This is a genomic window from Bradyrhizobium sp. NBAIM08 (assembly GCF_020193935.1).
GTDB lineage: Bacteria > Pseudomonadota > Alphaproteobacteria > Rhizobiales > Xanthobacteraceae > Bradyrhizobium > Bradyrhizobium yuanmingense.
The window spans coordinates 505170-528438 of sequence record NZ_JADYVR010000001.1 but is presented as its reverse complement, the minus strand read 5'-3'; the positions used below and the strand labels follow the sequence as shown (position 1 = coordinate 528438).

Below are 23269 nucleotides of genomic sequence, written 5' to 3'. Positions count from 1 at the left end.
TGGGCACATTTGCACGTCAAATTCGCGATTTTAGATATGGTTAAACCGGATTAAATCTCTTTCTTTATTCTATTCGTTGTATTTTAATGACCTCACTCGGTCTCGGCTATATGCCGAAGGACATAGACGGCCGGGTCGAGGCAGGGTCCATGTTAGACACGTCTGCGAAAGAGCGGATATTCAAGCCCATCCGGCTTGTGATCGTCGATCGACAGCCGATGGTTCTACGGGGGCTTGAGTCGGTACTCGGGGCACAGCCGGACTTCGACGTCATCGCGTCGTGCAGCGACGGGACAAGCTGCATCCAAGCGATGCGGAATTTGACACCCGACGTTGCACTTCTTGCTGACACCCTGCCAGATCTAACGGCATCCGAGATCCTCGTCATTGCGAAAGCTGATCGGCTGCCCACGCGCCTGGTGTTCTTTACAGATTCCGACACGGACCACGATCTAACCTTGGCCATCGCTGCTGGCGCGTGTGATGCAATCGCGAAGCATGTTGCACCGGACGCTGTGTTGCGATCGCTGCGACTGATGACGAAGCGTAGCTTTTTGGAGCAGTCCGATCTCTCGCCAACCGTCGAGAAAACCGACAGCAGCAAAATCGACAACCTACTGGAGCTATTGACGCCGCGCGAACGTCAAATTGTACGACTGGTGTCAGAAGGAATGTCGAACAAGGAGATCGCGCACCAGCTAAACGTTTCAGATGGAACTGTTAAAGTACACCTGCACAACATATTTCAGAAGCTTGAAATAACCAACAGGACGGTGCTCGCCACTCTCGCATTGCTACAACGCCCGTCCGGGTTCGGAATGCTCTCGCTGGCTCTCCTGGCGGTCGCCATTGCGGACGAACTCAAGGCGTCGGAGGCAAACGACATTCTTCCGCATGACGACAGCACCGGCCCCGCGGTGGAGTATGCCGAATATGAGCTCTGGAAGCGAGCTATCCTCCGTCACGCCATCGTCGCGGATTCCGACGAAAAGCCGTCGCTCACTCAGAGAGGCGTTTTTGTCGGGGCGAGCCAAATCTCGACCGCGGCCTCGGCAATGGAAGCGCCTCGCACCGCTGAGCAATCCGCAGGCTCGAAATCGTGGAAGGACTACGGTTCTGTTGGATCAAGCACGCCCGGTTTGGCCACACCTTCCCTGCGAGGAATGAACGACGCGAAGATTGGAGGTGACTCCACCGAGGAACATCTATTCTCGCGGCTGACATCCAATCCGACTTTGATTCACGGAGGGTATGGTACTTTCGCCACTCTCACCGGTGCGTTGATCTACACACTCAGCGATCCCCATTTGGCATTGCCGTCGCATGACCCGGCCAAAGCGCCGCTCGACAGCTTCGTGGACGTTACCGGATACAATGCGGCCACCAAACTGGCTGCGATCACCAATGCCGACGATCATCATGTAGATGATTCAGTCCCGGGTTTCCTTGCGCAGGCTTCTCACCTGCCTTCCGCGTTTGTGGTCGTTGAAAATGAAAGCGCCGCCGGAGAAGGCACTCGGGGCCACTCGAGTGATGGTACCGTAGGGGAGACTCTCCAAAAACTTGCCGGCCTCGTGCACTTCAGTCACGATGCCGGTAGTAGCGGATATAGCCACGATCAGCTGATGGGCGGCAACGTCGCTGAAAACGTTGTTCATCGCGACCCGACCGATTCCAGTTCTACCTCTTCCGACTCTGTCTTCAACTTCGCGTCTGGGCCGAGCAGGATCAATCTTGCGGCTTTCGGAGCCCTTGCCAGGCTTCATATGACAGCAGCAAGCAAGTCCATACCGCCACACACCGTCGCTTGGATCTTCAACTCAACAACCAATGAAACGATCGTCTATGTGAATGCGACCGATCATGTTCTGGAGATCGGAGACCGCGACCTGTTGGAAATCCATCTGCCGGGAATTGTATCCATCGCAGAATCGGATTTTGTCGGCCAGCCGACAGCCGCGGCGGCCGCTCTCACGTTGGAGCAGCTCGAAGAAGCGCTGACATCCGTGATTGCAATCGAAGCTATTCTGAGTACCGACAGTGCCCATGCAAGTATCGGGACGAGAGAGAGCACGCTCGGGACCGCTGGAGTTTGGGACAGTCTGGCTGATGCCGGCTTGAGGACTGAATTCGCGCCGGCCCGCACAACGGAAGAGAGCGTCGATGGGACCGAGGGGGCGGCTCGCATATCACCGATCGTGCTTGCTCATGCTGCAGCGGTAACGGAAGTTGAAAGTCTTACATTGAAGAGTCAGCGGAACGATGCAGGCACCGGCCCCAGCATCGCAGCGGCCGGTAGCGCGGGCGGCAGTAACTCACAGCATGTTCTGGAGTCATGGCCTGCAAAGGAAACAGGTGCGGAGCAGACGGACGGTGGCTTCATACCTGGGAGTGATGTCGGTGATGAGAACGAGCATCAATCCCCGGCTTCGGACCCTTCGGGAAAGTCAGGGAAGACGGCAGAAACAGGCAGCGCGGAACATGGCAAGCCGGTGCATTCAACCTCTAAAAACGCACCGGAAGCAGCCGATTTTGGTGAATCGAGCCTCGCGACAGCGCACAGGGACGACCGCGAAGGGGCGCAGCACGCTCCCGAGCAAATCTCTGCAATGGCCGGCGCCAGAGATACGGCCGACGTGAAGTCCATACCGGGCAATCGCGCCGGCAAGGACAACGCGCATGATCCACCGGCTTCGGACCGTTCGTCAGGGTCAGCGAAAACGGTCGAACCAGGCGGCCTGGACCACAGCAACTCGCACGCGTCGGAGCAAGGGTCGGCAAAGGCAGCCACGGAGACGGCCGAAGCGAAGTCCATGCCGGGCAATCGCGCCGGCAAGGACAACGCGCATGATCCACCGGCTTCGGACCGTTCGTCAGGGTCAGCGAGAACGGCCGAACAAGGCGGCCTGGACGACAGCAACTCGCACGCGTCGGAGCAAGGGTCGGCAAAGGCGGCCACGGAGACGGCCGAAGCGAAGTCCATGCCGGACAATCGCGCCGACAAGGACAACGCGCATGATCCACCGGCTTCGGACCGTTCGTCAGGGTCAGCGAGAACGGCCAAACCAGGCGGCCTGGACGACAGCAACTCGCAAGCGTCGGAGCGAAGGTCGGCAAAGGCGGCCATGGAGATGGCCGAAGCAAAGTCCGTACCGGGCAATCGCGCCGGCAAGGACAACGCACATGATTCACCGGCATCGGACGATTGGTCAGGGCCAGCAACAGCGGCCGAACCAGGGGGCCTGGACGACAGCGACTCGCACGCGTCGGAGCGAGGGTCGGCAAAGGCGGCCACCGAGACGGCCGAAGTGAAGTCCATGCCGGGCAATCGCGCCGGCAAGGACAACGCGCATGATCCACTGGCTTCGGACGATTCGTCAGGGCCATCAAAAGCGGCCGAACCAGGCGGTCTGGACGACAGCAACTCGCACGCGTCGGAGCGAGGGTCGGCAACGGCGGCCACCGAGACGGCCGAAGCAAAGGCGACACCGGGCAATGGCCTCGGCAATGACAATGAGCATCATTCCTGGACTCTAGCCTATACGCGCGAGTCAGCGAAGATGGCAGAGCCCAGCGGCGTGGAGCAGAGTAACAAATGGGAGCATTCGACCTCTGCTCACGGCCCGAAGGCTGACGAAAGTGTTGCAACGGCGGAGCCGGAGCCTGTAAAGGCGACAACCACCGAGTTGGCTGAAACTGTCTTCATGTCCGAGAAGAGTGTCGGTGAGGGCGACAATCATCGTGCACCGAACGCAAGCGCGTCGGCAGCAGTGGCCACGACAAAACTGGCTGACCTGCAGCATAGCAATTCAGGATACAATTCACACTCGGCCTCCGCAAAGGCATCAGCAGCAGCCGAGATCGCCGAATCGAGCGCCACAAAAGGCGATAGTGCAGGGAACGGAAACTCGCAGCACGCTACGCAACCTGCTGCAATCGCATCGGTGGCCGCACAGCCGGCTAAAGCTGCGTTCGAGACCGGCGGCGCCGATCAAGATCGGGTGTTCCGCTTCGACAGCGACGCAACTCCTTTCACTCCCATCGTCAGGATTGAACCTAGAGAGGTCCACATTCCGCTCGATCCACGCGCCAAGCCCGATCAGGCGGCCACCCTCGATATCCTCGTCAAAATCCTACCCAACGCACTGGACGATCCCGCGGCCAACCATGGCAATAACGGACCCCATCACGCCCCTGTAGCTGCGCATCATGACCTGCTGATTTGAAATGTTGCATTGTCTCGCGAGCAGGACGCAGGGCCGATGTTGAACAGCCTGCTCCGTATACTGGTCGGTTGATATGCAGCCTAGATCCTTGAGTGGCCGGCGTGGGACCAATCGTGCGGTGGGACAGCGCGGTCTCTCGAAAAACGCCACCCGACAAGACGCGCCTTGGGTCGCCTTCCTGAAAGATATTCTTAGACTTGAAATGCCCCTGATGCATCGATAGTCCTCGATAACTCATTGAAATCGCAGAAAATGCGACCGCCCTCCGAGCGCACCACCTTCATTTTTATAGCTTTTCTGGGCGGGGTTCGCGCTGCACGCCGCGATTCGGAACCAAAGCCCTCGCCCCGCATTCGCAACTGGTCGCCGAATGCGCTTGAAGGTGGAGGACGATGAGGGACGCTATGTCCGATGTTGCCGAGATCCGCGGCGCCGTTCACCTGTGCATCGACATGCAGAACATTTTCGCCCCCGATGGCCTTTGGGCGACGCCCTGGATGGAGCGGGTGCTGCCGACGGTCGTCTCGGTCGTTGCGCGCCACGCGGAGAGAACGATCTTCACACGCTTCATCACCCCGCAGGATCCGGAGGACCGCCCGGGCCAATGGCAGAGTTATTTCCGCCGCTGGCGCCAGGCGACGCGCAGGCATCTGCCGTCATCGGCTCTGGAGCTCGTGCCGGCCTTGGCACGTTTCGTTCCGCCGGCGGCGATGATCGACAAGCCGGCCTATTCCGCGTTCAGCAATCCCGGTCTTGCGAGCCTGCTGGTCGAGAAGAACGTCGGCACCGTCGTGATATCGGGCGCGGAGACGGACGTCTGCGTGCTCTCGACGGTCCTGAGCGCCGTCGATCTCGGCTTCAGGATCGTCCTTGTCGAGGACGCGCTGTGCAGCTCGTCCGACGTCGGCCACGACGCGCTCATGACGATGTACCGCACCCGCTTCCACGGCCAGGTCGACCTGGTGACAGCGGAAGAGCTGGCCGAGGTCTGGCGGGAGTAGGGTCCGACGTCATTGAGCCGCGCAAGGTCCTCGCGCCCACGAGGCGGATCAAGCGACCGCGACGTCGGCCGCCACCGGTCTCGCATGCGGCGGCCGAGCATCGTCCGCGCCGGACCGCATGCTCAGGTAGGTTGGGTCGAAGCCGGCGAGCCGGACCAGGCCCGGCCAGTCCGTGATGGTCAAGGTCTTGCCCTGCCATTGCAGCAAATGGCAGCGGCGCAGCTCCTGGATGGTGCGGTTGGCATGGACCGGGGAGATGCTGCAGGCTGCGGCGAGGTCGGACTGGGTGAAGGGCGAGGACAACCTGAAATCCCGGGCAAGCCCGACGGTTTGCAGCCGCACCGTGATCTCGCAGAGCAGGTGCGCCACGCGTGTCAACGCGTCCCGGCTGCCGAGGTTCACCGTCCAGTTGCGCTGGATGGCGTGATCGGCAAGCAGCATCAACAGCAAGGCGTGCGACATTGCCGGAGATCGCACCGCGAGCTCGCGAAAGAAGCGGTGCGGCACGAGCGCGACGATTGCGGAACCGAGCGCGGTCAGGTTGCCCTCGATGCGCGGGCGATACAGGCTTTGCAGGTTGGCGACGTCGCCGGGCACGCAGATCGCGGTGATCTGGCCATCTGCGCTTTCGTCATTCTGCCAGGACAGATATCCCTGGAGCACCAGGCAGCATTGCGTTGCCTCATCACCGTGCCGCAGGATGGTCTGATGCGCGCCGAAATGCGCGATGCTGCTCGGCATGTCCGCAAGCAGATCGAGATGTTCCGGGGTCAGTTCGACGAGGCTCGTCAGGCGGTCGGCCAGCCTCGAGAAAGCAAATCCTGCCTGCATTTGATCTCCGACGGCCCCCGTCGGCCCAAGTGTGGCCGATAATGACGGCGGAAAGCATTAACGTTTGATAGGTTCGTCCGGAGTATCGGCGAGGCAGCAGGCCGCTTGCCGATACAAGATCCTCACGTTCAATTGACGTTGTCGCCGAGCATGTTGCGGACGCCTGTGGTCACGGCGGCGAGGCCGCGCGTGCCGTGCATCAGCGCGATCTCGCCCTGCTGCTCGTGGCGGATGGCATGCGCCATGATGCGCAGACGAGGGTCGCCGCGGCTGTGCCACATCTGGTCGGCCATCCTGACCGCACCGCGGTGATGCCGGCTCATCGCCTCGATGAACAGCATGTCGAACTGGTCCGGCGGCGCGGTCTTGACCTGGCGCATCTCGGCCGGCGTCAGGAAGCCCGGCATCGCCGCCCGCTCCTCGGTGCTGCAATCGGGCATCTCCGTGTCGAACCAGCTCAGCCACCAATTCTCGAATATGCGGTTCTCTCCGGTCTGGCTCGCGACCATCAGCATCGCGAGCTTGCGCAGATGCGGATCCTGCGCGCGCTCGGCAGCCGTCCGCGCCAGCTCGATGCCCTGGGCATGATGCGTTGTCATGTGACGGATGTAGGCCTGGTCTTGATCCCTGTCGCGGCCCATCCACGGCAGCTCGTAGCCATGACCGCCGAACAATGCGACCGCCCCGAGCACCGCAATCAAGGCCAGCGCGCCCGTCATCCACATGTTGGTGAACCGCACGTCGCTGTCAGGCGCAGTCCCGCGCCTCCAGCGCAGGCGCGCGAACAGGGGATACATCACGGCGGAGGAGCCATGCACCAGCAGCCCGATCCAGTAGGGTTGTTGCAGCGTGAACAGCGGCTGCCAGAATGGAAACAGCGGCACCAGCACGAACCATTCCATGCCTGAAGAGAACGCGGCCCAGGGCAGCGCCAGCAGCAGGATCGTCATCGGCCGCAAGTCGGCCGTCCAGCGTCCGAGCACGCCGAAGAAAACCAATGCCCAGGAAAAATCGGCCCATTGGTGAAAGGCGATCCCGGCCAGGATCGCGCTCCAGGATGGCTCGGAGCTGATCGCCCAGTCGCGCGCAGGAATCGCGGCAACCGTCATCCAATCGACCGCCGCATCGCGGCCGATTCGGGCAGCGAAGAGCTGGCTGACGATTGTCGAAAACGTGCTGCTGATCAGGCCGAGTGCGGCCGCGGCAATCCAGCGCGAACGCCGCCGCTCGCCGGTGGTGCGCCGCGCCCCACTCGTGAGTGCTGGTCGCGGCTCCGCGTTCACGTCAGCTGCTTGAGCTTCTTCAGCGGATTGAGTTCGCTCGGCTTGTCCTGTTCGTCGCGCCCGCGCTCGGCCTGCGCCTTGCCGTCATCGTGCAGATCCTGGTCGCCGATGATCTCGCCGACGGCCTGCTTGGTCTTGCCGGCGATCCGCTGCTGCAGACCTTTGGTCTTGCCCATGAGCTGCCTCCGATATGTCCTGCCGTGGCTCACGCCGCTACCCCGGCGCCTAAAGGGGGCGTGGGCGCCGGGGCTGCGGTCTTGCAAATCGCCTCCGGCGGCGGGGGGAGACGCCGGAAGCGTTGATCAGACTCTTCGCGACGCGGATGGTTCCTCCTGATATCACCGAGGCTCGAGTGCGATGATCACGCCTTCGTTGCCCCGGAGCAGGATGGACGCATCCGGCACCGGCTCGGGCGGCCGATCCAGATGCGTCGACATCAAGAGACGGCCGCGACCTTGCCAGTGGAATTTCCGCGGTTCGGCCGCGAGATTGAGCGCGACCAGAATTTCGTTGCGGCCTTCCGTCCGTTTGAAGGCCAGGACATCGTTCTGCGAGCGCAGCGGCTCGTAGCCGCCCCGTTGCAGGCCGGCATGCTCGCGCCGCAGCGCCATCAGCGCGCGAAACAGAGCGAGGATCGAGCGCTCGTCGCGCTGCTGTGCGGCGACATTGGCTGCACCATCGGGCGGCTCGAGCGGTAGCCATGGGCGGCCCGTCGTGAAGCCGCCATCGGGGCTGTCATCCCACCGCATCGGTGCGCGTTCGGGATCGCGGCACAGGCCATAGCCGGGCACGAGCTTCTCGAAGGGATCGCGGACGCGGCCCTGCGGAATCGGCACGCGCTTGCGGCCGATCTCGTCGCCCATGAAGAAGAACGGCGTTCCCCGCAGCGTCATCAGCAGCATCGCCAGCACGCGCATCTGCGCCTCGCCGATCTTGCTCGCGATCCGCTGCTTGTCGTGGCCGCCGATGACCCAGACCGGCCAGGCACCGTCAGGGATGGCGTTGAGATAGGCGTCGACCGTGGCCTGCAGCGAGAGGGCGTCCCATTTTGAATCGAGCAGGGCGAAATTGAGCGGCAGATGCAGGCGCGGCCGGTCGTTGCCGTAGAAGTGGCCGATGCGGTCGGTCTTGCCCTGGACCTCGCCGCACAACATCCGTCCGGGATAGGCGTCGATCACCTCGCGGATGAACTCGATGCAATCCATCGTCTCGGGCCGATCGTCGGTGAACACCGTCGTGTGCCGCTGCGGCGGCGGCTTGCCCTCGGCTTGCGGATTCGCCGGATTGTCGCGCAACAGCCGGTCCTTGATCAGGACCGCACTGGCGTCGACGCGAAAGCCGTCGACGCCGCGGTCGAGCCAGAACCGCATGGCATCGGCGATGGCGGCCCTCACGTCCGGGTTGCGCCAGTTGAGGTCGGGCTGCTCCACCAGAAAGGAATGATAGTAATATTGTCGGCGCGCCTCGCACCATTCCCAGCCGCTGCCGCCGAACCGGCTCAGCCAGTTGTTGGGCGGCCCGCCGTTCTCGGCAGGATCGGCCCAGATGTACCAGTCGGCTTTCGCGCTGTTGCGCGAGCTTGCGCTCTCGACGAACCAAGCGTGATCGTTCGCGGTGTGATTGGGAACGAGGTCGAGGACGAGCCGGATGCCCGCACCGTGCAGCGCCTCGAGCAGGCGATCGAATTCCTCGAGGCTGCCGAAGGAGGGATCGATCGAACAATAGTCGGAGATGTCGTAGCCGAGGTCGCGGAAGGAGCTTTTGTAGATCGGCGTCAGCCACACCGCATCGACGCCGAGCCATTTCAAATAGTCGATGCGCGACATCAATCCGGCAAGGTCGCCCTTGCCGTCGCCGTTCGAGTCCTGAAAGGAGATCAGCGCGATCTCGTAGACGACGGCGGATTCCCACCACGCAGCTTCGTCACGGGACTCGTCGCTCATCACCTTGCTTCACCTCGTTTTGCCCAGCGTGCGTTGCGATCTGTCTCGCGGCAGTGCGGACGCTCTCGATGCCCTTGGGAAATCCGCTGCGGTTCGGATAGAGCTTGCGCCGTGCATCGCGCGGCGGGCGGCGTGGCCTGGTGTCCTGCGCGGCGCGGTAGTCGAGCACGGCGATGCCGCCGACCATCAGCAATGCGAGCGCGACATTGCCCTTCTTGGGATTGTCCGACGTCAGTCCGGACAGCAGCGCGGCGGCATCGAGGCCGTCGCCGCCGACGCGGGCCCACAGGCCGGCGTTCTTGTCGACGGAGAGCGACATGATCCCGGCGAGGATCTCGCGCACGCCGAAGGCGCGGACCAGCGTCTCATGGCCTTCCATGCCCAGCGTGTGCGTAACGCGCCGCGGCGCGAACAATTCGACCACGCCGAGGCCGATGCTGAACCAGCCGAGTGCGCGCGCGAGCTGGTCCGCCGGCTGCTTCAGGCTCGGTCCGCCCTCGACGATCTTGGGGTCGCCCTTGGTGCGCACGATGTTGGAGAAATGAAACATGGCTGGCTCCTTCAGGGCTTCAGCACGACCTTGACGCAGGAATCGCGCTTGTCGCGAAACACCTGGTACATCTCCGGTCCCTGGGCGAGCGGGACCGTGTGGGTGATGACGAAGGACGGGTCGATCTCGCCCTCTTCGATGCGGCGGAGCAGGTCGTCGGTCCAGCGGTTGACGTGGGTCTGGCCGGTCCGCATCGTCAGGCCCTTGTTCATGAAGGCGCCCATCGGAAGCATGTCGGACAGGCCGCTGTACACGCCTGCGACCGAGATGATGCCGCCGGGACGGCAGACATAGATCATCTCGCGCAGCACGTGGGGCCGGTCGCTCTCGGCCATCACCATCTGCTTGGCGCGGTCGAGCAGGGTGTCGGGCAGCGATGGCATCACATGCGCCTCCATGCCGACGCAATCGATGCACTTTTCCGGGCCCTTGCCGTCGGTCAGCTCCTGGAGCCGCTCCACCACGCTCTCGGTCTCGAAGTTGATCGTGGTGGCGCCGCCGGCTTCCGCCATGCTGAGCCGCTCCGGCAGGCAGTCGATCGCGATCACCTGGTTGGCGCCGAGCAGGATGGCGCTGCGGATCGCCATCTGTCCGACCGGGCCGCAGCCCCAGATCGCGACCGTGTCGGTCGGCTCGATGTCGCATTGCACGGCGGCCTGCCAGCCGGTCGGGAAGATGTCGCTGAGGAACAGCAATTGCTCGTCGGGAATGCCAGGGGGCACCTTGATGTGGGTGGCGTCGGCAAAGGGCACGCGGAGATACTCAGCCTGGCCGCCGGGATAGCCGCCGGTCAGATGGGTGTAGCCGAACAGGCCCGCCGTCGTGTGTCCGAACACCTTGTCGGCCAGATGACGCTTGCGGTTCGTGGTCTCGCACACCGAGAAATTGCCGCGCTTGCACTGGTCGCATTCGCCGCAAATGATCGTGAACGGCACGACGATGCGGTCGCCCTTCTTCAGCTTGCCGTCGACGCCCGAGCCGACCTCGACCACTTCGCCCATGGTCTCGTGGCCCATGATGTCGCCGGGCAGCATGCCCGGGATGAAATTGTGAAAGAGGTGCAGGTCGGAGCCGCAGATGGCGCAGCTCGTCACCTTGATGATGGCATCACGCGGATCCTGGATCTCCGGGTCGGTGACGGTGTCGCACCGGATGTCTTCCTTGCCGTGCCAGACCAGCGCCTTCATCGTCCGTCCTCCCGGTTGCACCACGTGCCATCTAAGTCCAGGCACGAACGATGGTTGCTATCGCCGCGCGCAAATTCTTCGCACTGCGCAAATAGGAACGAGAGAGCAGGGCAGCGATTGAGCGTGATCACCTCATTCCAAAGGCTCAATCACAAGGATTTGCCGCATGTCCGCCAATCAGCTCGCCGTCGTCACAGGCGCCTCAACCGGTATCGGTCTGGAACTCGCAAGGTGCTGCGCGCAGGCCGGATTCAACCTCGTCGTCGCGGCCGACGAGTCCCAGATCGAGCAGGTGGCCGTCGATCTCCGGCGGCTCGGCGGCAGCGTGGAGCCGGTCGAGACCGATCTTGCGACCACCGAGGGCGTCGACAAGCTGTGCGCGGCGGTCGGCGACCGGCCGATTGACGCGTTGCTCGCCAACGCCGGCATCGGCCTCGGCAAGGCGTTCCTCGACCAGGACTTTGCCAGGGTGAAACACCTCATCGACACCAACATCACCGGCACGCTGTATCTGATCCACCGCGTCGGCAATGAGATGCTCCGCCGCAATGCCGGCCGCATCCTGATCACCGGCTCGATCGCCGGCTTCATGCCGGGCAGCTTCCAGGCCGCCTACAACGCCAGCAAGGCGTTCCTGGATTCATTCTCGTTCGCGCTGCGTGAGGAGCTGCGCGACAGCGGTGTCACCGTGACCTGCCTGATGCCGGGTGCGACCGAGACCGAGTTCTTCCGCCGCGCCGACATGATGGACACCAAGGTCGGCACCGAGAAGAAGGACGGCGCCTACGATGTCGCCAAGGCTGGCTTCGATGCGATGATGCGCGGAGACGCCGACATCGTCACCGGGCTGAAGAACAAGATCCAGACGACGGTCGCGAACGTCACGCCGAACGAGATGCTGGCCAAGCAGCATCGCAAGATGGCGGAACCGGGTACCGCAAGGTCTTAGAGCGACGCGCGCGCAATGTTGCGAAGCGCGCGAACCCTCTTGCGAAGAGAAAGCAGACCCCCGATTCACATAGCCTAATGCGCCGCGGCCCTCAAACCGTCAAATTGTACGGGCTGAAACAAGAGGGGGGCCGCTGTGGCGATGGATCGCATCGAACAGGCCTTTATCGCGACTGCCGTTACGGGTTTTCTCGTGATGATGGTCGCAATCGTCTGGATGATGATGAGCTGAAGGTGGGGAGCTTGCCGTCTTGCGCATCGCGCTACCTTACGCCGCAGTTATCCTCTGCCTGGCGGTGACCGCGTGGCTTGCGTTCGCGCATCTATTTTGATCGTCGTCCGGCTGCGAGCTTTCAACCGCTTTGACTAGACCGGCTGCTCGGCGATGAGTCCGGTGAGCTTCCGTGCCATCGCCGCAAGATCGATCGGCTTTTCCAGGAGCGGCACGTCCTGAAATTCCGGACTGAGCGTGATCTTGTCGTACCCGGTGGTGAAAAGGAAGGGCACGTTGCGCGCTCTCAGCTCGCGGGCGATCGGAAAGATCATTTCGCTGCGGATGTTCACGTCGAGCACGGCAGCGTCCAGGACGCTGCCGTCGTGCAGGATCTTGAGCGCGTCTTCGAGATCGCCGACGGGACCGGCGATCTCGGCGCCCAGCGCGCGGAATGTCTTGCCGATGTCATCGGCGAGAAAATACTCGTCCTCGACCACGAAGATGCGGCGCCCCTTGAGCTCTGCGCGCTGATGCGACGATGTCGCCATGCTGTCTCGGCCTCCAAACGCACAGGAACATAAGCCGACGATCCGCCTTGGTGCAAAGTGCAAACGATGCAATTGGAGGCGGGTTCCATGGGCAACCGCGACATCATTGTCATCGGGGGCTCGGCCGGAGCGACCGCTCCATTGAAGCAGATTCTGGGCCGTCTGCCGGCGGATCTGCCGGCCGCCGTCTTCATCGTGCTGCACATTCCGGCGCAGGGCATCGGCATTCTCTCTACCGTGGCCGGCAGTGCCGGTCCGCTCCCGGTGCGGCAGGCCGAGAACGGCATGAAGATCGAGCCCGGCCAGATCTACCTGGGTGCGCCGGACCATCATCTTCTCGTCACGGAGGACCGCATCTTCCTCGGCCGCGGCCCGCGCGAGAACATGGTGCGGCCGGCGATCGATGCCCTGTTCCGCTCGGCCGCCCTCTATCACGGGCCGCGCGTCATTGGCGTGCTCCTGAGCGGCCTGTTGTCGGACGGCGCTTCCGGCCTCAACGCCATCAAGCGCTGCGGCGGGATGGCCGTGGTGCAAGATCCCGCGGACGCGATCTCCGACGAGATGCCGCGGCGCGCCATGGAGGCGACCACGGTCGACCTCTGCGTTCCCGGCGCCACCATGGGCGACGTGCTCTCCGAACTGGTCAGGGAGCAGGCCGGCGCTGCACTGCCGATCCCGCCCGAGATCAGGCTTGAGGTCGAGATCGCGGCCGGTGAGCGGATCGGCAGCGACAATCTCGCCGCCGTGGCTGACCCTGTCGCGCTGACATGTCCGACCTGCGGCGGGGTGCTCTCGGAGGTCAAGAACGCCCGCCCGATGCGTTTCCGCTGCCAGGTCGGCCACGGTTTCACCGCCGATGCGCTCGCCAAGGAGCAGGAGGGGCGCGTCGATGAAGCCTTGCGCGTCGCGCTGCGGATCATCGAGGAGCGCGCGGAACTGGTGCAGCGCATGGCGGCCGACGGCCGGCGTAGCGGCCGGGCCGCCGTGGCCGAGATGTACGAGGCTCGGGCGCTCGAATACCGCGAATATGCCGACATGATCCGACGCGTCATGCTAAAGTCGCTCGATCCTTCCGTGGGCAAACGGGAGGCGTGAAGGCACGGCCATGGCCATCTCCCTTGCCGAACGCACCGCACAGCTCGCTGCCGAGCAACGCCTGCTGGTGAAGGCCGATCAGGACATCGAGGAGGGATGGCAGCGCATCCGCGACCAGGAGGATCGGCTGCATGAGCTGATGGCCGGCGGACACGACACGCGCCAGGCGGAGCGGCTGGTCGGCCTGCTCAAGCAGACATTGATCGAATGGGAGCGCCACCGCGTCCTGATCGCGCAGCGGATCGAATACCTCCGGCAGGGGGTCGAGGCCGGTTAGGAGTGCGGGCCTGCCCCCGATCAAGACGACGAGTTCCTCCAGCCGTCACGCCGGGGCTTCGGGACATTTTTGCGTTTAATCTGTTGGGATAATATCGATTCCTGCTATTTGCAGGAGCCGGGCGCCTGATCGGTCCCGGCGAGCCAACGAGAGCCACCAGAGCATGCACGACGTCGGCGACCAGCCGGTTCAAGGAGAGCGGCAGACCAGGACTCCGCTGATCATAGGTGTGGGCGCCTCGCCCGATGCGCTGGAGAGCATCGAGCGCTTCTTTGCCAAGCTGACCGTCGGGGCCGATCAGGCGGTCGTGTTGGCGCTCCAGCATCATGAGACGTTCGACCAGCAAAGGCTGCGCGGAATCGTGCAGAGCTCGAATGGCGGCAAAGTCGCCGAGATCGGCAACGGTCACCCGATCAAGGGGGGCACGATCTATTTGTGTCCGCCAGCGATGATCACCACGATCCAGGACACTCGGTTTGCGATCCGGAAGGCGGAGCAGGGGCCCGGCGAGCGTGCCACGATCGACAGCTTCCTGGTGTCGCTGGCGGAAGAGCGCGCCGAGCAGTCGATCGGCGTCATTCTCGCCGGTACTGGCGGCGATGGTACGCTCGGCACCGCAACGCTGAAGGATCACGGCGGTCTCGCCATCGCCGAAAGGGTTGCGGGCCGGGAAGAGACTGAGCATCTGCGCAACGGCAACACGCCCGCCGCCATCGCCGACTATGTGCTGCCGCCCGAGGACATCCCCGAGCACATCCAAGTCTATGCCCGTCATCTCAGGCGTCTGGAGGAGAAGCAGGGCTTCGACGAGGTCCTCGCCGCGGCCGCCAGTTCGCTGTCGCGCATCGCCGACATCCTGCGAAACAAGACCGGCAACGATTTCCACGGCTACAAGCAGAACACGTTCCTGCGCCGTGTGCAGCGGCGCATGCAGGTGGTCCGGATCGACGACATTGCCGCCTATGTGGATTTCCTTCGCAACGACAAGGACGAGGCCCAGTATCTCTTCAACGACCTCCTGATCGGCGTCACCGAATTCTTCCGCGACAAGCGCGAGTTCGAGGTGCTGGAGATGCAGATCATCCCGAAGATTTTCGAGGGCAAGGGCGCAGGCCAGCAGATCCGGGTTTGGGTGCTCGGCTGCGCCACCGGCGAGGAGGCCTATTCGATCGGCATTCTCCTGCGCGAGCACATGGCACGGATGGATTCCGTGCCGCAGGTGCAGATCTTCGCCACCGACATCGATGGTCGGGCGCTGGCGACCGCCCGCGTCGGCCGCTATCGCACCACTATCGAGACGGACATGACCAGCGAGCGGCTGGCGCGCTGGTTCGTGCGCGAGGGCGATACCTATTGCGTGGTGAAGGAGCTGCGCGAGATGTGCATCTTCTCGCAGCACAACGTCATCAAGGATGCGCCGTTCTCGAAGCTCGACCTCGTCTCCTGCCGCAATCTGCTGATCTATCTCAACGCCGAGCTGCAGAACCGGGTGATTCCGCTGTTCCATTTCGCGCTGCTGCCGGAGCGGTATCTGTTCCTCGGCAATTCCGAGAACGTGACCCGGCATCCGAAGCTGTTCGCGCCGGTCGACCGCCGCGCCCGGATCTTCAAGAAGCTCGAGACCGGGACGCGGCTGCCGCCGGAATTTCCGATCACGACCGCGGCGGGCAGGGTGCCGGTCGAGGTGCCGGCGATGCGCTCGTTCGGCCCCGACGTGGGCCTGGAGCGGCGCGCGCAGCGCATCGCGGAGCGCTATGCCCCGGCCTATGTCATCACCGACGAGAATTTCCAGGTTCTACATTTCTCCGGGCGCACCGGCCGCTACATCGAGCCGACGGCGGGCGCCGCCACGCTCGACCTGCTGCAGCTCGTGCACCGCGATCTGCGGCTGGAATTGCGCACCGCGCTCAGCCGCGCCTCCGATAGCAACGAGCCGGTTCATGCCGATCAGGTGCAGCTTGGCGCCAACGGTCACCGCGTCCTCGTCGACATCACGGTCGAGCCGATCCAGGAGGGCGCCGGCGGCCACCGCAATTTCGTCGTCCTGTTCAAGGACGGCCCTGCGCGAACCATCGAATCCGACCAGGCCAATCCCAACGTGCTGGTGCGCACCGAGCACGTCGAGCGCCTCGAGAATGATCTGCGCGCCACGCGCGAGCGCCTCCAGGCGACCATCGAGGAGCTCGAGAGCACCAACGAGGAGCTGAAATCGTCGAACGAGGAATATCAATCGCTGAACGAGGAGCTGCAGTCGGCCAACGAGGAGCTCGAGACCTCGCGCGAGGAGCTGCAGTCGGTCAACGAGGAGCTGACCACCGTCAACGGTGAGCTGGCACACCGCGTTCAGGAGCTGACGCGTGCCACCAGCGACCTCAAGAATTTCCTCGAAAGCACGCAGATCGCCACGGTCTTCCTCGACAACGATCTGCGCGTGATGAACTTCACGCCCGCCATCACCCAGCTGCTGCATCTGGTCGAGACCGATACGGGCCGGCCGATCAGCCATATCAAGGCGCGCATTCCGATCGAGGAGCTTTACGACGACATCCGCCGCGTTCTGCGCACGCTCGCCAGCGTCGAGCGCGAGCTGAGCGCGCCGGACAGCGGCACGCGTTACATCGTGCGCATCCTGCCATATCGCAGCGTCGACAATTTCATCGCCGGTGTCGTCATCACCTTCATCGACGTGACCGCCATCACCCGTGCCGAGGAGCGGCAGCGCCTGCTGCTCGCCGAGCTCCAGCACCGGGTTCGCAACACCCTCGGCGTGGTGCGCTCGATTGCCCGCCGCTCGGCGGAAACGAGCTCGACCGTGGAGGAATACGCCTCCCATCTCGACGGCCGTCTCAACGCCTTCGCCCGTACCCAGGCGCTGGTGACGCGCGATCCCGAAGGCGGCGTCGATCTCGAATATCTCGTGGTCGAGGAGCTGCTCGCCTATAATGCCAGGGAAGGCGAGCAGATGCGGGTCTCGGGCCCCAAAATCCGTTTCCAGCCCAAGGCCGCCGAAACCTTCGCGCTCTCGATCCACGAACTCGCCACCAATGCGCTCAAGTACGGGGCACTCAGTCAGCCAAGCGGGCGCATCGAGGTCACCTGGCGCGTCGATGAGAGCACCGAGCCGGCGGAGCTGGTGTTCGAGTGGCGGGAGCGCGGCGGGCCTGCTGTCACGACAAGGCCGCGAAAAGGATTCGGAACCGAGCTTCTGGAGCGCACACTGGCGTTCGAGCTGAAGGGGCAGACCACGATGGCATTCAATTCTGCCGGGCTGCAATGCACCATCACCATCCCCTTGACAAAGCGCGCCTTCCACACACCGGTGGTGGCTGCCTGATGCCGCTGTCGACAGCCGATCGCAGCGTTTTGGAGCCGGCCATTCGTCGGCTGAGCGCGCTACGGCCGCTGTCGGCCGAGGCTCGCGCATCGCTGGAATACGCCGTGCTCGAGGGCCTCCAGCGCGCCGGATCCGGCGAGGATCTGATCAGCGAGGGTGATTCCGTCGATGCCGTCCGCGTCCTGTTGTCGGGCTGGCTCGGCCGCTACAAGACGCTCGATGACGGCCGGCGCCAGATCGTCAATTTCATCTTCCCGGGCGAAAGCTGCGATGCGCATGCTTACCTGCTGTCGGAGATGGATCATTCGATCGTGGCGCTGACGCCCGTGGTCTATGCCGAAATCAAGCGCGCCCGCTTCGAGAACCTCCTCGCCAACAACCCTACGCTCTCGGAAGCGTTCTGGTGCGAGACGCTGCTCAACAATGCGATCCAGCGGGAATGGGCGATCAATCTCGGCCGTCGCGTCGCGTTGGAGCGCGTGGCGCACCTGTTCTGCGAAATCTTCGAGCGGCTTCGCCCGGTGGGAATGGTCGACGGCAATTCCTGCCTCATGCCCGTCACGCAGACGGATCTCGCCGATGCGACGGGGCTTTCGGTCGTTCACCTCAATCGGACGCTCCAGGAGCTGCGCGCGGCGAAGCTGATCGTGCTGCGCGAGCGGACGCTGACCATCCCGGACCTCGATGCGCTCAAGAATGCGGCGCTGTATTCGCCTAGCTATCTCGGGATCTACCGGGCGACTGAAGCGGTCCGTTGACGCCGTTCCGTCGCGGCCAGACGAGTCATTTCGCTGACATGGGCCGGAACAGGATGTCGTCCTGCTCGCAATCACGCCGGTTTGGAGCGCTGTCCGTCCTGCACACCAACATCGTCTTCACTCGGAAAAGGCTCGTGAGTTTTCCGGCCCAGGAACGTATCCGGTCGAGGAAGCGTCAATACCTCCAGCGATTCACGGATCGCCTTGCGAACCTGCTCCACGTGCTTCTCATCGGACTGCAATGGATAACGAGTCGGCTTCGCCATCAGGCGCTCCCCCGGGTCATGCAGGCGGGAGCACCATCGGTCTCTCAGCCACCGGCGCCTACGGGCAGAGCCACAGCCAGTGATGAGATCACCGTACACCCGCTGTGGCGTTTCAGCTAAGGAAATCGAGGACCTGTCGGCCGATTCCTGTTCCGGGCTACCGGTACGTGGTTGAGGGCGGTCTGGCGGGTTGTGGCGACTTGATCCAGGTTAAGCGGCGACGCTTTTTGAGCCGTTGGCCCCATTTGAGTAACCTATGCAAGTGCGCGCTCGCGAGCTCTGTTGCATGATGCCTGATGCCAGACACGCTGTTTGCCCGCGCAACACGCGCTATCGAAGAGAGTCGCGCCCTCCGGGAGCAGCATAGACAAGTTGCGGGCCGCTACGGCGACACCGTGAACGATTTACGTTTGGCCATTATGGACAGCGCCATGCTTCGCTCCGAGATCAGGGCGCGCCGGGACAACGAGGAATCGTAACTCCGGTCTTTTTCCCCAAACAGGCAACCGTTCCCTTTCTGGAACGTTAGATCCTTGGCCAGGCTGTGCAGCCTGGCATCAATACCCGTCGGAACGCAACGGCGCGATCGACCTCATGCACCAGGAGGACGCCTGATGAGGACGCGACATCGATTCAAGCAAGTCGACACTCTGGAAGCGCGGCTCGCCGCCGAGGCGGAGCGGCTACGCGAACAGGCCAGCTTGCTTCCGCCCGGCGCGGCGCGCGACGAAGTCCTGCGCAAGGCGCGTCAGGCGGAAACTGGGTCTCAGATGAGCGAGTGGCTGAGGTCGCCGGGCCTGCAGCCGCCAAGCTAGCCCGGCGCGATGCGCGTCGTCAGCGCCGCTTCGCGGCTTTGCTTCGCCGATTGTACGGGGAGCGGTTGACCGGCCGCAGCGATATTCCTTCGCGTTGCGCCTTGCTGCGAATGGCCGTGACGGGGCGCTGCAGCTTGATGCTCATCACGCCGGTCGGCGTGTTGCCTTTCGCAAGCTGCTTCAGCTTGCTTACATCCGCCGCTGTCCACGGCTCGCGCGCGCGGCGCTTGTAGGCGGGATTTGCCTTGCGCGGTCCTTTGCGGCCGATCGGTGAGCCCGGTCGTTTCCATGCTGCTCTTGCCATGATGATCCTCCTTCAAGTCGTCCTTGAACATACGAATCAGCATTTCGGTTCCGGCGCGGTCCAAACCGATCGGTCCTGCGGTTGTGCTTTGCGCAAAATCGCGCAGCGTTAACTTATTGAAATGCTGGAACCGGCTGTTGCGACGGAAGCTACAATCGTTGCCGGGCCGAGCCGCCTCGACCGGCAAGCGACTTGAGTGACAAGAGAACCTGGGCCCCGGCGCCCGATCCCCCGCCGGGGCCGATTCCCTTCCAACCAAATTCTCCACGAAAGTACAAAAGTAAAAATGACCGCCAAACGTAACCGCAGGAAACAGACCCAAACGCTTCAGGAGCGACTGGCCGCTTTTGCCGAAAGCGCGCGCGAGCGCGCCCGCAACTTGCCGCCCGGCAGGGAACGCGAGATGCTGCTGCGTCGCGCCAAGCAGAACGAAGTGACCTCGAACCTCACGGATTGGCTCAGCGCACCCGTCGCTCCAAGGCGAGGACACCTATAGTGGCAAGTATCAAGCACTACCGCGCGTTCCAGATCGATCCGGACGGGCACGTGTTCGGATGCATCAACCTCGTCTGCGACGACGACGAGCAGGCCAAGCGCGAAGCCGCCTCGCTCGTCCTGGTGCATCGCATCGAGCTGTGGCGGCTCGATCAACGGATCGCCAAATTCGATGCGCCGCAGGAGCTTGTTCGCCAGTAAGGCTTGGGAACCGCACGCTGGGCGCCGGGTTGGGTCGGAGGGATTCGACTTCGCCAGGAGCTAGCATGACGGACGCCGACATTCGCAAGGGGATGCCGCCCGTCAAGCTGTCGCGTGAGGAGTTCGAGCGGCGCTACAAGCGTCAGTTCGTCGATCCCGCCTTTGCTCCGCTTGGGCGCGAGCTCGATGCCATCATCGCTGCGGCCTGGGACGCCTACAGCCATTCGCGCAAGGCACCGTTGACGCGGAAGGCCGGTGCAGGCTTTTCCGACCCGGACTACGATCTCGCCGTCGACTGGCTCGATGCGCGCTCAAAAATCCTGGAGGCGCAGCGTCGCCACGACGATGCCGACGAGACGCCGCGCATCCTGATCATCAACGGCTCGGCCCGCAGCGAGCACACCTGTCCCGGCGAGATGTCCAAGACCTGGCGGCTGGTCAAGCTGGCCGAGCCCGTCTTCATCGAGATGGGATTTGCCGTCGACATCCTCGATCTGTCGCGCCTCGCTTCGGAATTCGGCAAAACCATTCATCCCTGCAAGTCCTGCGTCGGCACCGCCATGCCGCTGTGCCACTGGCCGTGCAGCTGCTATCCGAACTACTCGCTGGGCCAGACCCACGACTGGATGAACGAGATCTATCCGCTCTGGGTTGCCGCCCACGGCATTCTGATCGTGGCGCCCGTGAACTGGTATCACGTGCCCGCCGGTCTCAAGGCGATGATGGACCGCATGGTCTGCGCCGATGGCGGCAATCCCGATCCGACCTCGACCCACGGCAAGAACGCCGCGGAAGCCAAGGCGATCGAGCTGAAGGGCTGGCCCTATCCGCGCCATCTCGCCGGCCGCCATTTCGGCCTCGTCGTTCACGGCGATGCTGTCGGCGCCGAGGGCGTGCGCCGGGCCTTGTCCGACTGGCTGACCGACATGCAGCTGATCTCGGCAGGGCGCTACGCCGAGCTCGACGGTTATGTCGGCTACGACGAGCCATACGCCACATCCCATCGTGAGCTCGACGAGGACCGCGAATTCCAGCAGGAAGTGCAGAATGCGGCGCGCGCGCTCGGCAATGCCGTCCGGCTCGCGCGAAGCGGGCGCCTCGATGAGCCCGGCGCCGGTCTTGCGGATCCGAACCCCAAATGACCGGCGCGCCACCCCTTGAATGCCTGATCGTCGGAGGCGGGCCGGCGGGACTGATGGCCGCGATCTATCTAGCGCGCTTCCGCCGCCGCGTCTGCGTCGTGGACGCCGGCGCGAGCCGGGCGGCCCTGATCCCGCGCAGCCACAATGTCCCCGGCTTCGTCCACGGCCTGTCCGGCGCGGAACTGATCGAGCGGATGTCGGCCCAGCTGAACGAGCTCGCCGTCACACGCGTGGAGGCCGAGGTCACGGCGTTGCAGCGTCACGAACACGGTTTTGAAGCGAGCTGGAATGGCCGCGGGCATGCGGCCGCTACAGTCATTCTCGCCTGCGGGATCGTCGATACTCATCCGCCATTCGCGGAGTGGCGCGCGGCGGTCGCGGACGGACTCCTGCGCTACTGCCCGATCTGCGACGCCTTCGAGGCCACCGGCCGCCGCATTGGCGTCGTCGGGCCGCTGGATCGTGCCGCCGCAAAGGCGCTCTTCCTGCGTGGCTATGCGCGCGACGTGACGCTGCTTGCGACCGGCGCGGACGACGCGAAGGCCGCAACGTCGGAGCTGTCCGAGGCGGGCGTCGGAATCGTGTTCGCGCCCGAGCTGCGCCTGGCGCGGCGAGGCGGCGGCGTTGAAGCGGATTTCGCCGACGGACGTACCGCGCAATTCGACATCGTCTATCCTGCGATGGGCGCGGAGGTCCGCTCCCAGCTCGCGATGGCGCTGGGCGCCGACCACACTGCGGACGGTCATTTGAAGGTCGACGATCACCAGCGCACGTCGATCGCCGGGCTTTACGGAATCGGCGACGTCGTCACCGACCTGCACCAGATCTCGGTCGCGTTCGGCCACGCGGCCATCGCGGCCTGCACGATCCACAACAGCCTGCCGCCGCGATTTGCGTGATGGGACGGCGGTGAGCCTCACAATCGACTGGAACCGGGAACGAAGCGCGTTGCCCCGCTTTGGTCGAGCGGAGCGGGGCGCGCAACTGGAGACAACCGATGGCTCAATCCGAAGACATGACCCGCTGCATCGCGCTTTGCATGAGCTGCTACCAGACATGTCTCGGCACGGCGATGAACCATTGCCTCGAGACCGGCGGCAAGCATGTTGAGCCGAAACATTTCCGCCTGATGATGGCCTGCGCCGAGATCTGCCGGACCGCCGCGCACTTCATGCTGATCAACACGCCGCATCATAAGCACACCTGCGGTGAGTGCGCCGAAATCTGCACCGAATGTGCCGAGGATTGCGCCCGGATCGGCGGCATGGACGAATGCGTCGCGACGTGCCGCTCCTGCGCCCAATCCTGCCGCGCGATGGCGGCTTGAGGAGGTGCCCATGCTGGAAGAGAAACTCAAGGAAGCGATCGTCGGCGAATTGCAGCGTCAGGCCGCCGACCGGCCGCAATCGCTGAAGGTGCAGGGCGCGGGAGACGGAGCGGCCTCGGAGGAGCTGACGGTCAACGGCAAGATCGACCTCGGCGCGCTTGTCATGGTGATCGCAGGATCGGTCGCCGGCGGGCCTTGAGCTCGATCGTCGACCGGCGGCCTCAGCCATACTCCTCGCCGATGCCGTATTCCCGGTAGATCTGCAGCGGGTCGAGCTCGGGAAACAGACGGCATTTGGCCTGCGCAAGATGCAGGCTCACCGCTGCCGGCTCCTTGCCGTTCGCGAGCAGCTTGCGGATGTCCTCCATATGCGCGTTCGGCTGGTGCTTCGGTTCGAGCTGCTCCAGCGCGACCAGGGCGGTCGCGAGTGCCTCGGTCAGAACCCAGTCGTCGTGGCCCGTGATTCCCTTCTTCGACATCGGAAGAACCCCACATCTGGTGGCGGTCACAGTTTACCGCGCCTT

The 23269-nt window shown here is 63.8% G+C and carries 24 protein-coding genes; 14 read left to right on the top strand and 10 right to left on the bottom strand.

Going from position 1 to position 23269, the window contains the following annotated elements; translation table 11 throughout:
• The first annotated feature begins 149 nt into the window (after nt 1–149).
• Complete coding sequence (locus I6F37_RS02525) at nt 150–4226, top strand: response regulator transcription factor (protein WP_225150173.1); 4077 nt, start codon at nt 150–152, stop codon at nt 4224–4226.
• 392 nt (nt 4227–4618) lie between these two features.
• Nucleotides 4619–5227, top strand: coding sequence for a cysteine hydrolase family protein (locus tag I6F37_RS02520; RefSeq protein WP_036013669.1), 609 nt, complete (start codon nt 4619–4621; stop codon nt 5225–5227).
• A gap of 48 nt (nt 5228–5275) precedes the next feature.
• Here I6F37_RS02520 and I6F37_RS02515 read toward each other — a convergent pair whose 3' ends face one another.
• The 6 genes from I6F37_RS02515 to I6F37_RS02490 all read right to left on the bottom strand — a co-directional run bounded on the left by I6F37_RS02515 (nt 5276) and on the right by I6F37_RS02490 (nt 11021).
• Complete coding sequence (locus I6F37_RS02515; protein ID WP_225150171.1) at nt 5276–6058, bottom strand: Crp/Fnr family transcriptional regulator; 783 nt, start codon at nt 6056–6058, stop codon at nt 5276–5278.
• Nucleotides 6059–6186: 128 nt separating this feature from the next.
• Nucleotides 6187–7341, bottom strand: coding sequence for a DUF305 domain-containing protein (locus tag I6F37_RS02510; RefSeq protein ID WP_225150169.1), 1155 nt, complete (start codon nt 7339–7341; stop codon nt 6187–6189).
• Nucleotides 7338–7517, bottom strand: coding sequence for a hypothetical protein (locus I6F37_RS02505; RefSeq protein ID WP_027575113.1), 180 nt, complete (start codon nt 7515–7517; stop codon nt 7338–7340). Before I6F37_RS02505 ends, I6F37_RS02510 begins: the two co-directional genes overlap by 4 nt.
• Nucleotides 7518–7679: 162 nt before the next feature.
• Entirely contained in the window at nt 7680–9284 is a 1605-nt protein-coding gene (locus I6F37_RS02500; RefSeq protein WP_225150167.1) for an alpha-amylase family glycosyl hydrolase, read from the bottom strand.
• A complete protein-coding gene (locus I6F37_RS02495) occupies nt 9265–9834 on the bottom strand; it encodes a hypothetical protein (RefSeq protein WP_225150166.1) in 570 nt (189 codons plus the stop codon). The genes I6F37_RS02500 and I6F37_RS02495 overlap by 20 nt, the downstream gene beginning before the upstream one ends.
• Before the next feature lie 11 nt (nt 9835–9845).
• Nucleotides 9846–11021, bottom strand: a complete 1176-nt coding sequence (locus tag I6F37_RS02490) for a zinc-dependent alcohol dehydrogenase (RefSeq protein WP_036045784.1) — start codon at nt 11019–11021, stop codon at nt 9846–9848.
• A 166-nt stretch (nt 11022–11187) separates the two neighbouring features.
• Here I6F37_RS02490 and I6F37_RS02485 point away from each other — a divergent pair, with 166 nt between their 5' ends.
• A complete protein-coding gene (locus tag I6F37_RS02485) occupies nt 11188–11970 on the top strand; it encodes an SDR family oxidoreductase (RefSeq protein ID WP_109143431.1) in 783 nt (260 codons plus the stop codon).
• Between the two features lie 365 nt (nt 11971–12335).
• Here I6F37_RS02485 and I6F37_RS02480 read toward each other — a convergent pair whose 3' ends face one another.
• Complete coding sequence (locus I6F37_RS02480; protein ID WP_225140145.1) at nt 12336–12731, bottom strand: response regulator; 396 nt, start codon at nt 12729–12731, stop codon at nt 12336–12338.
• A gap of 87 nt (nt 12732–12818) precedes the next feature.
• Here I6F37_RS02480 and I6F37_RS02475 point away from each other — a divergent pair, with 87 nt between their 5' ends.
• From I6F37_RS02475 to I6F37_RS02460, 4 genes are all read left to right on the top strand, one after another.
• Nucleotides 12819–13826 (top strand): chemotaxis protein CheB, encoded by a 1008-nt coding sequence (locus I6F37_RS02475; protein WP_225150165.1) that lies wholly within the window; start codon nt 12819–12821, stop codon nt 13824–13826.
• Between the two features lie 10 nt (nt 13827–13836).
• Nucleotides 13837–14103 carry a hypothetical protein gene (locus I6F37_RS02470; RefSeq protein WP_225150164.1) on the top strand — a complete coding sequence of 89 codons (267 nt, stop codon included), beginning with the start codon at nt 13837–13839 and terminating at the stop codon, nt 14101–14103.
• 163 nt (nt 14104–14266) lie between these two features.
• Complete coding sequence (locus I6F37_RS02465; RefSeq protein WP_225150163.1) at nt 14267–17437, top strand: CheR family methyltransferase; 3171 nt, start codon at nt 14267–14269, stop codon at nt 17435–17437.
• Nucleotides 17437–18195: a Crp/Fnr family transcriptional regulator gene (locus I6F37_RS02460; RefSeq protein WP_225114948.1), complete on the top strand. Its 759-nt coding sequence runs from the start codon at nt 17437–17439 to the stop codon at nt 18193–18195. The genes I6F37_RS02465 and I6F37_RS02460 overlap by 1 nt, the downstream gene beginning before the upstream one ends.
• Nucleotides 18196–18266: 71 nt before the next feature.
• Here the strand turns inward: I6F37_RS02460 and I6F37_RS02455 are convergent, their stop codons facing one another.
• Complete coding sequence (locus I6F37_RS02455) at nt 18267–18461, bottom strand: hypothetical protein (protein WP_225114947.1); 195 nt, start codon at nt 18459–18461, stop codon at nt 18267–18269.
• A gap of 614 nt (nt 18462–19075) precedes the next feature.
• Between I6F37_RS02455 and I6F37_RS02450 the strand changes: the two genes are divergently transcribed.
• The gene (locus I6F37_RS02450) at nt 19076–19276 is read left to right on the top strand and encodes a hypothetical protein (protein WP_036025636.1); all 201 of its coding nucleotides are present in this window, start codon (nt 19076–19078) and stop codon (nt 19274–19276) included.
• Here I6F37_RS02450 and I6F37_RS02445 read toward each other — a convergent pair.
• Nucleotides 19273–19767, bottom strand: a complete 495-nt coding sequence (locus I6F37_RS02445; protein ID WP_225150162.1) for a hypothetical protein — start codon at nt 19765–19767, stop codon at nt 19273–19275. The two genes, I6F37_RS02450 and I6F37_RS02445, sit on opposite strands and share 4 nt — an antisense overlap.
• 99 nt (nt 19768–19866) lie before the next feature.
• Here I6F37_RS02445 and I6F37_RS02440 point away from each other — a divergent pair, with 99 nt between their 5' ends.
• From I6F37_RS02440 to I6F37_RS02415, 6 genes are all read left to right on the top strand, one after another.
• Nucleotides 19867–20076 (top strand): hypothetical protein, encoded by a 210-nt coding sequence (locus I6F37_RS02440; RefSeq protein WP_036025634.1) that lies wholly within the window; start codon nt 19867–19869, stop codon nt 20074–20076.
• On the top strand, nt 20076–20276 hold the full coding sequence (locus I6F37_RS02435) for a hypothetical protein (RefSeq protein ID WP_036013732.1): 201 nt from the start codon (nt 20076–20078) through the stop codon (nt 20274–20276). The genes I6F37_RS02440 and I6F37_RS02435 overlap by 1 nt, the downstream gene beginning before the upstream one ends.
• 65 nt (nt 20277–20341) lie before the next feature.
• Nucleotides 20342–21418, top strand: a complete 1077-nt coding sequence (locus I6F37_RS02430; RefSeq protein ID WP_225114945.1) for a flavodoxin family protein — start codon at nt 20342–20344, stop codon at nt 21416–21418.
• A complete protein-coding gene (locus I6F37_RS02425) occupies nt 21415–22317 on the top strand; it encodes an NAD(P)/FAD-dependent oxidoreductase (RefSeq protein ID WP_036025632.1) in 903 nt (300 codons plus the stop codon). The genes I6F37_RS02430 and I6F37_RS02425 overlap by 4 nt, the downstream gene beginning before the upstream one ends.
• Nucleotides 22318–22415: 98 nt before the next feature.
• On the top strand, nt 22416–22745 hold the full coding sequence (locus tag I6F37_RS02420; RefSeq protein ID WP_036013740.1) for a four-helix bundle copper-binding protein: 330 nt from the start codon (nt 22416–22418) through the stop codon (nt 22743–22745).
• Nucleotides 22746–22755: 10 nt separating this feature from the next.
• The gene (locus I6F37_RS02415) at nt 22756–22944 is read left to right on the top strand and encodes a hypothetical protein (RefSeq protein WP_225114944.1); all 189 of its coding nucleotides are present in this window, start codon (nt 22756–22758) and stop codon (nt 22942–22944) included.
• Nucleotides 22945–22966: 22 nt separating this feature from the next.
• On the opposite strand, the gene I6F37_RS02410 is transcribed toward I6F37_RS02415, so the two are convergent.
• A complete protein-coding gene (locus tag I6F37_RS02410) occupies nt 22967–23224 on the bottom strand; it encodes a hypothetical protein (protein WP_036013744.1) in 258 nt (85 codons plus the stop codon).
• Nucleotides 23225–23269 lie beyond the last annotated feature (45 nt).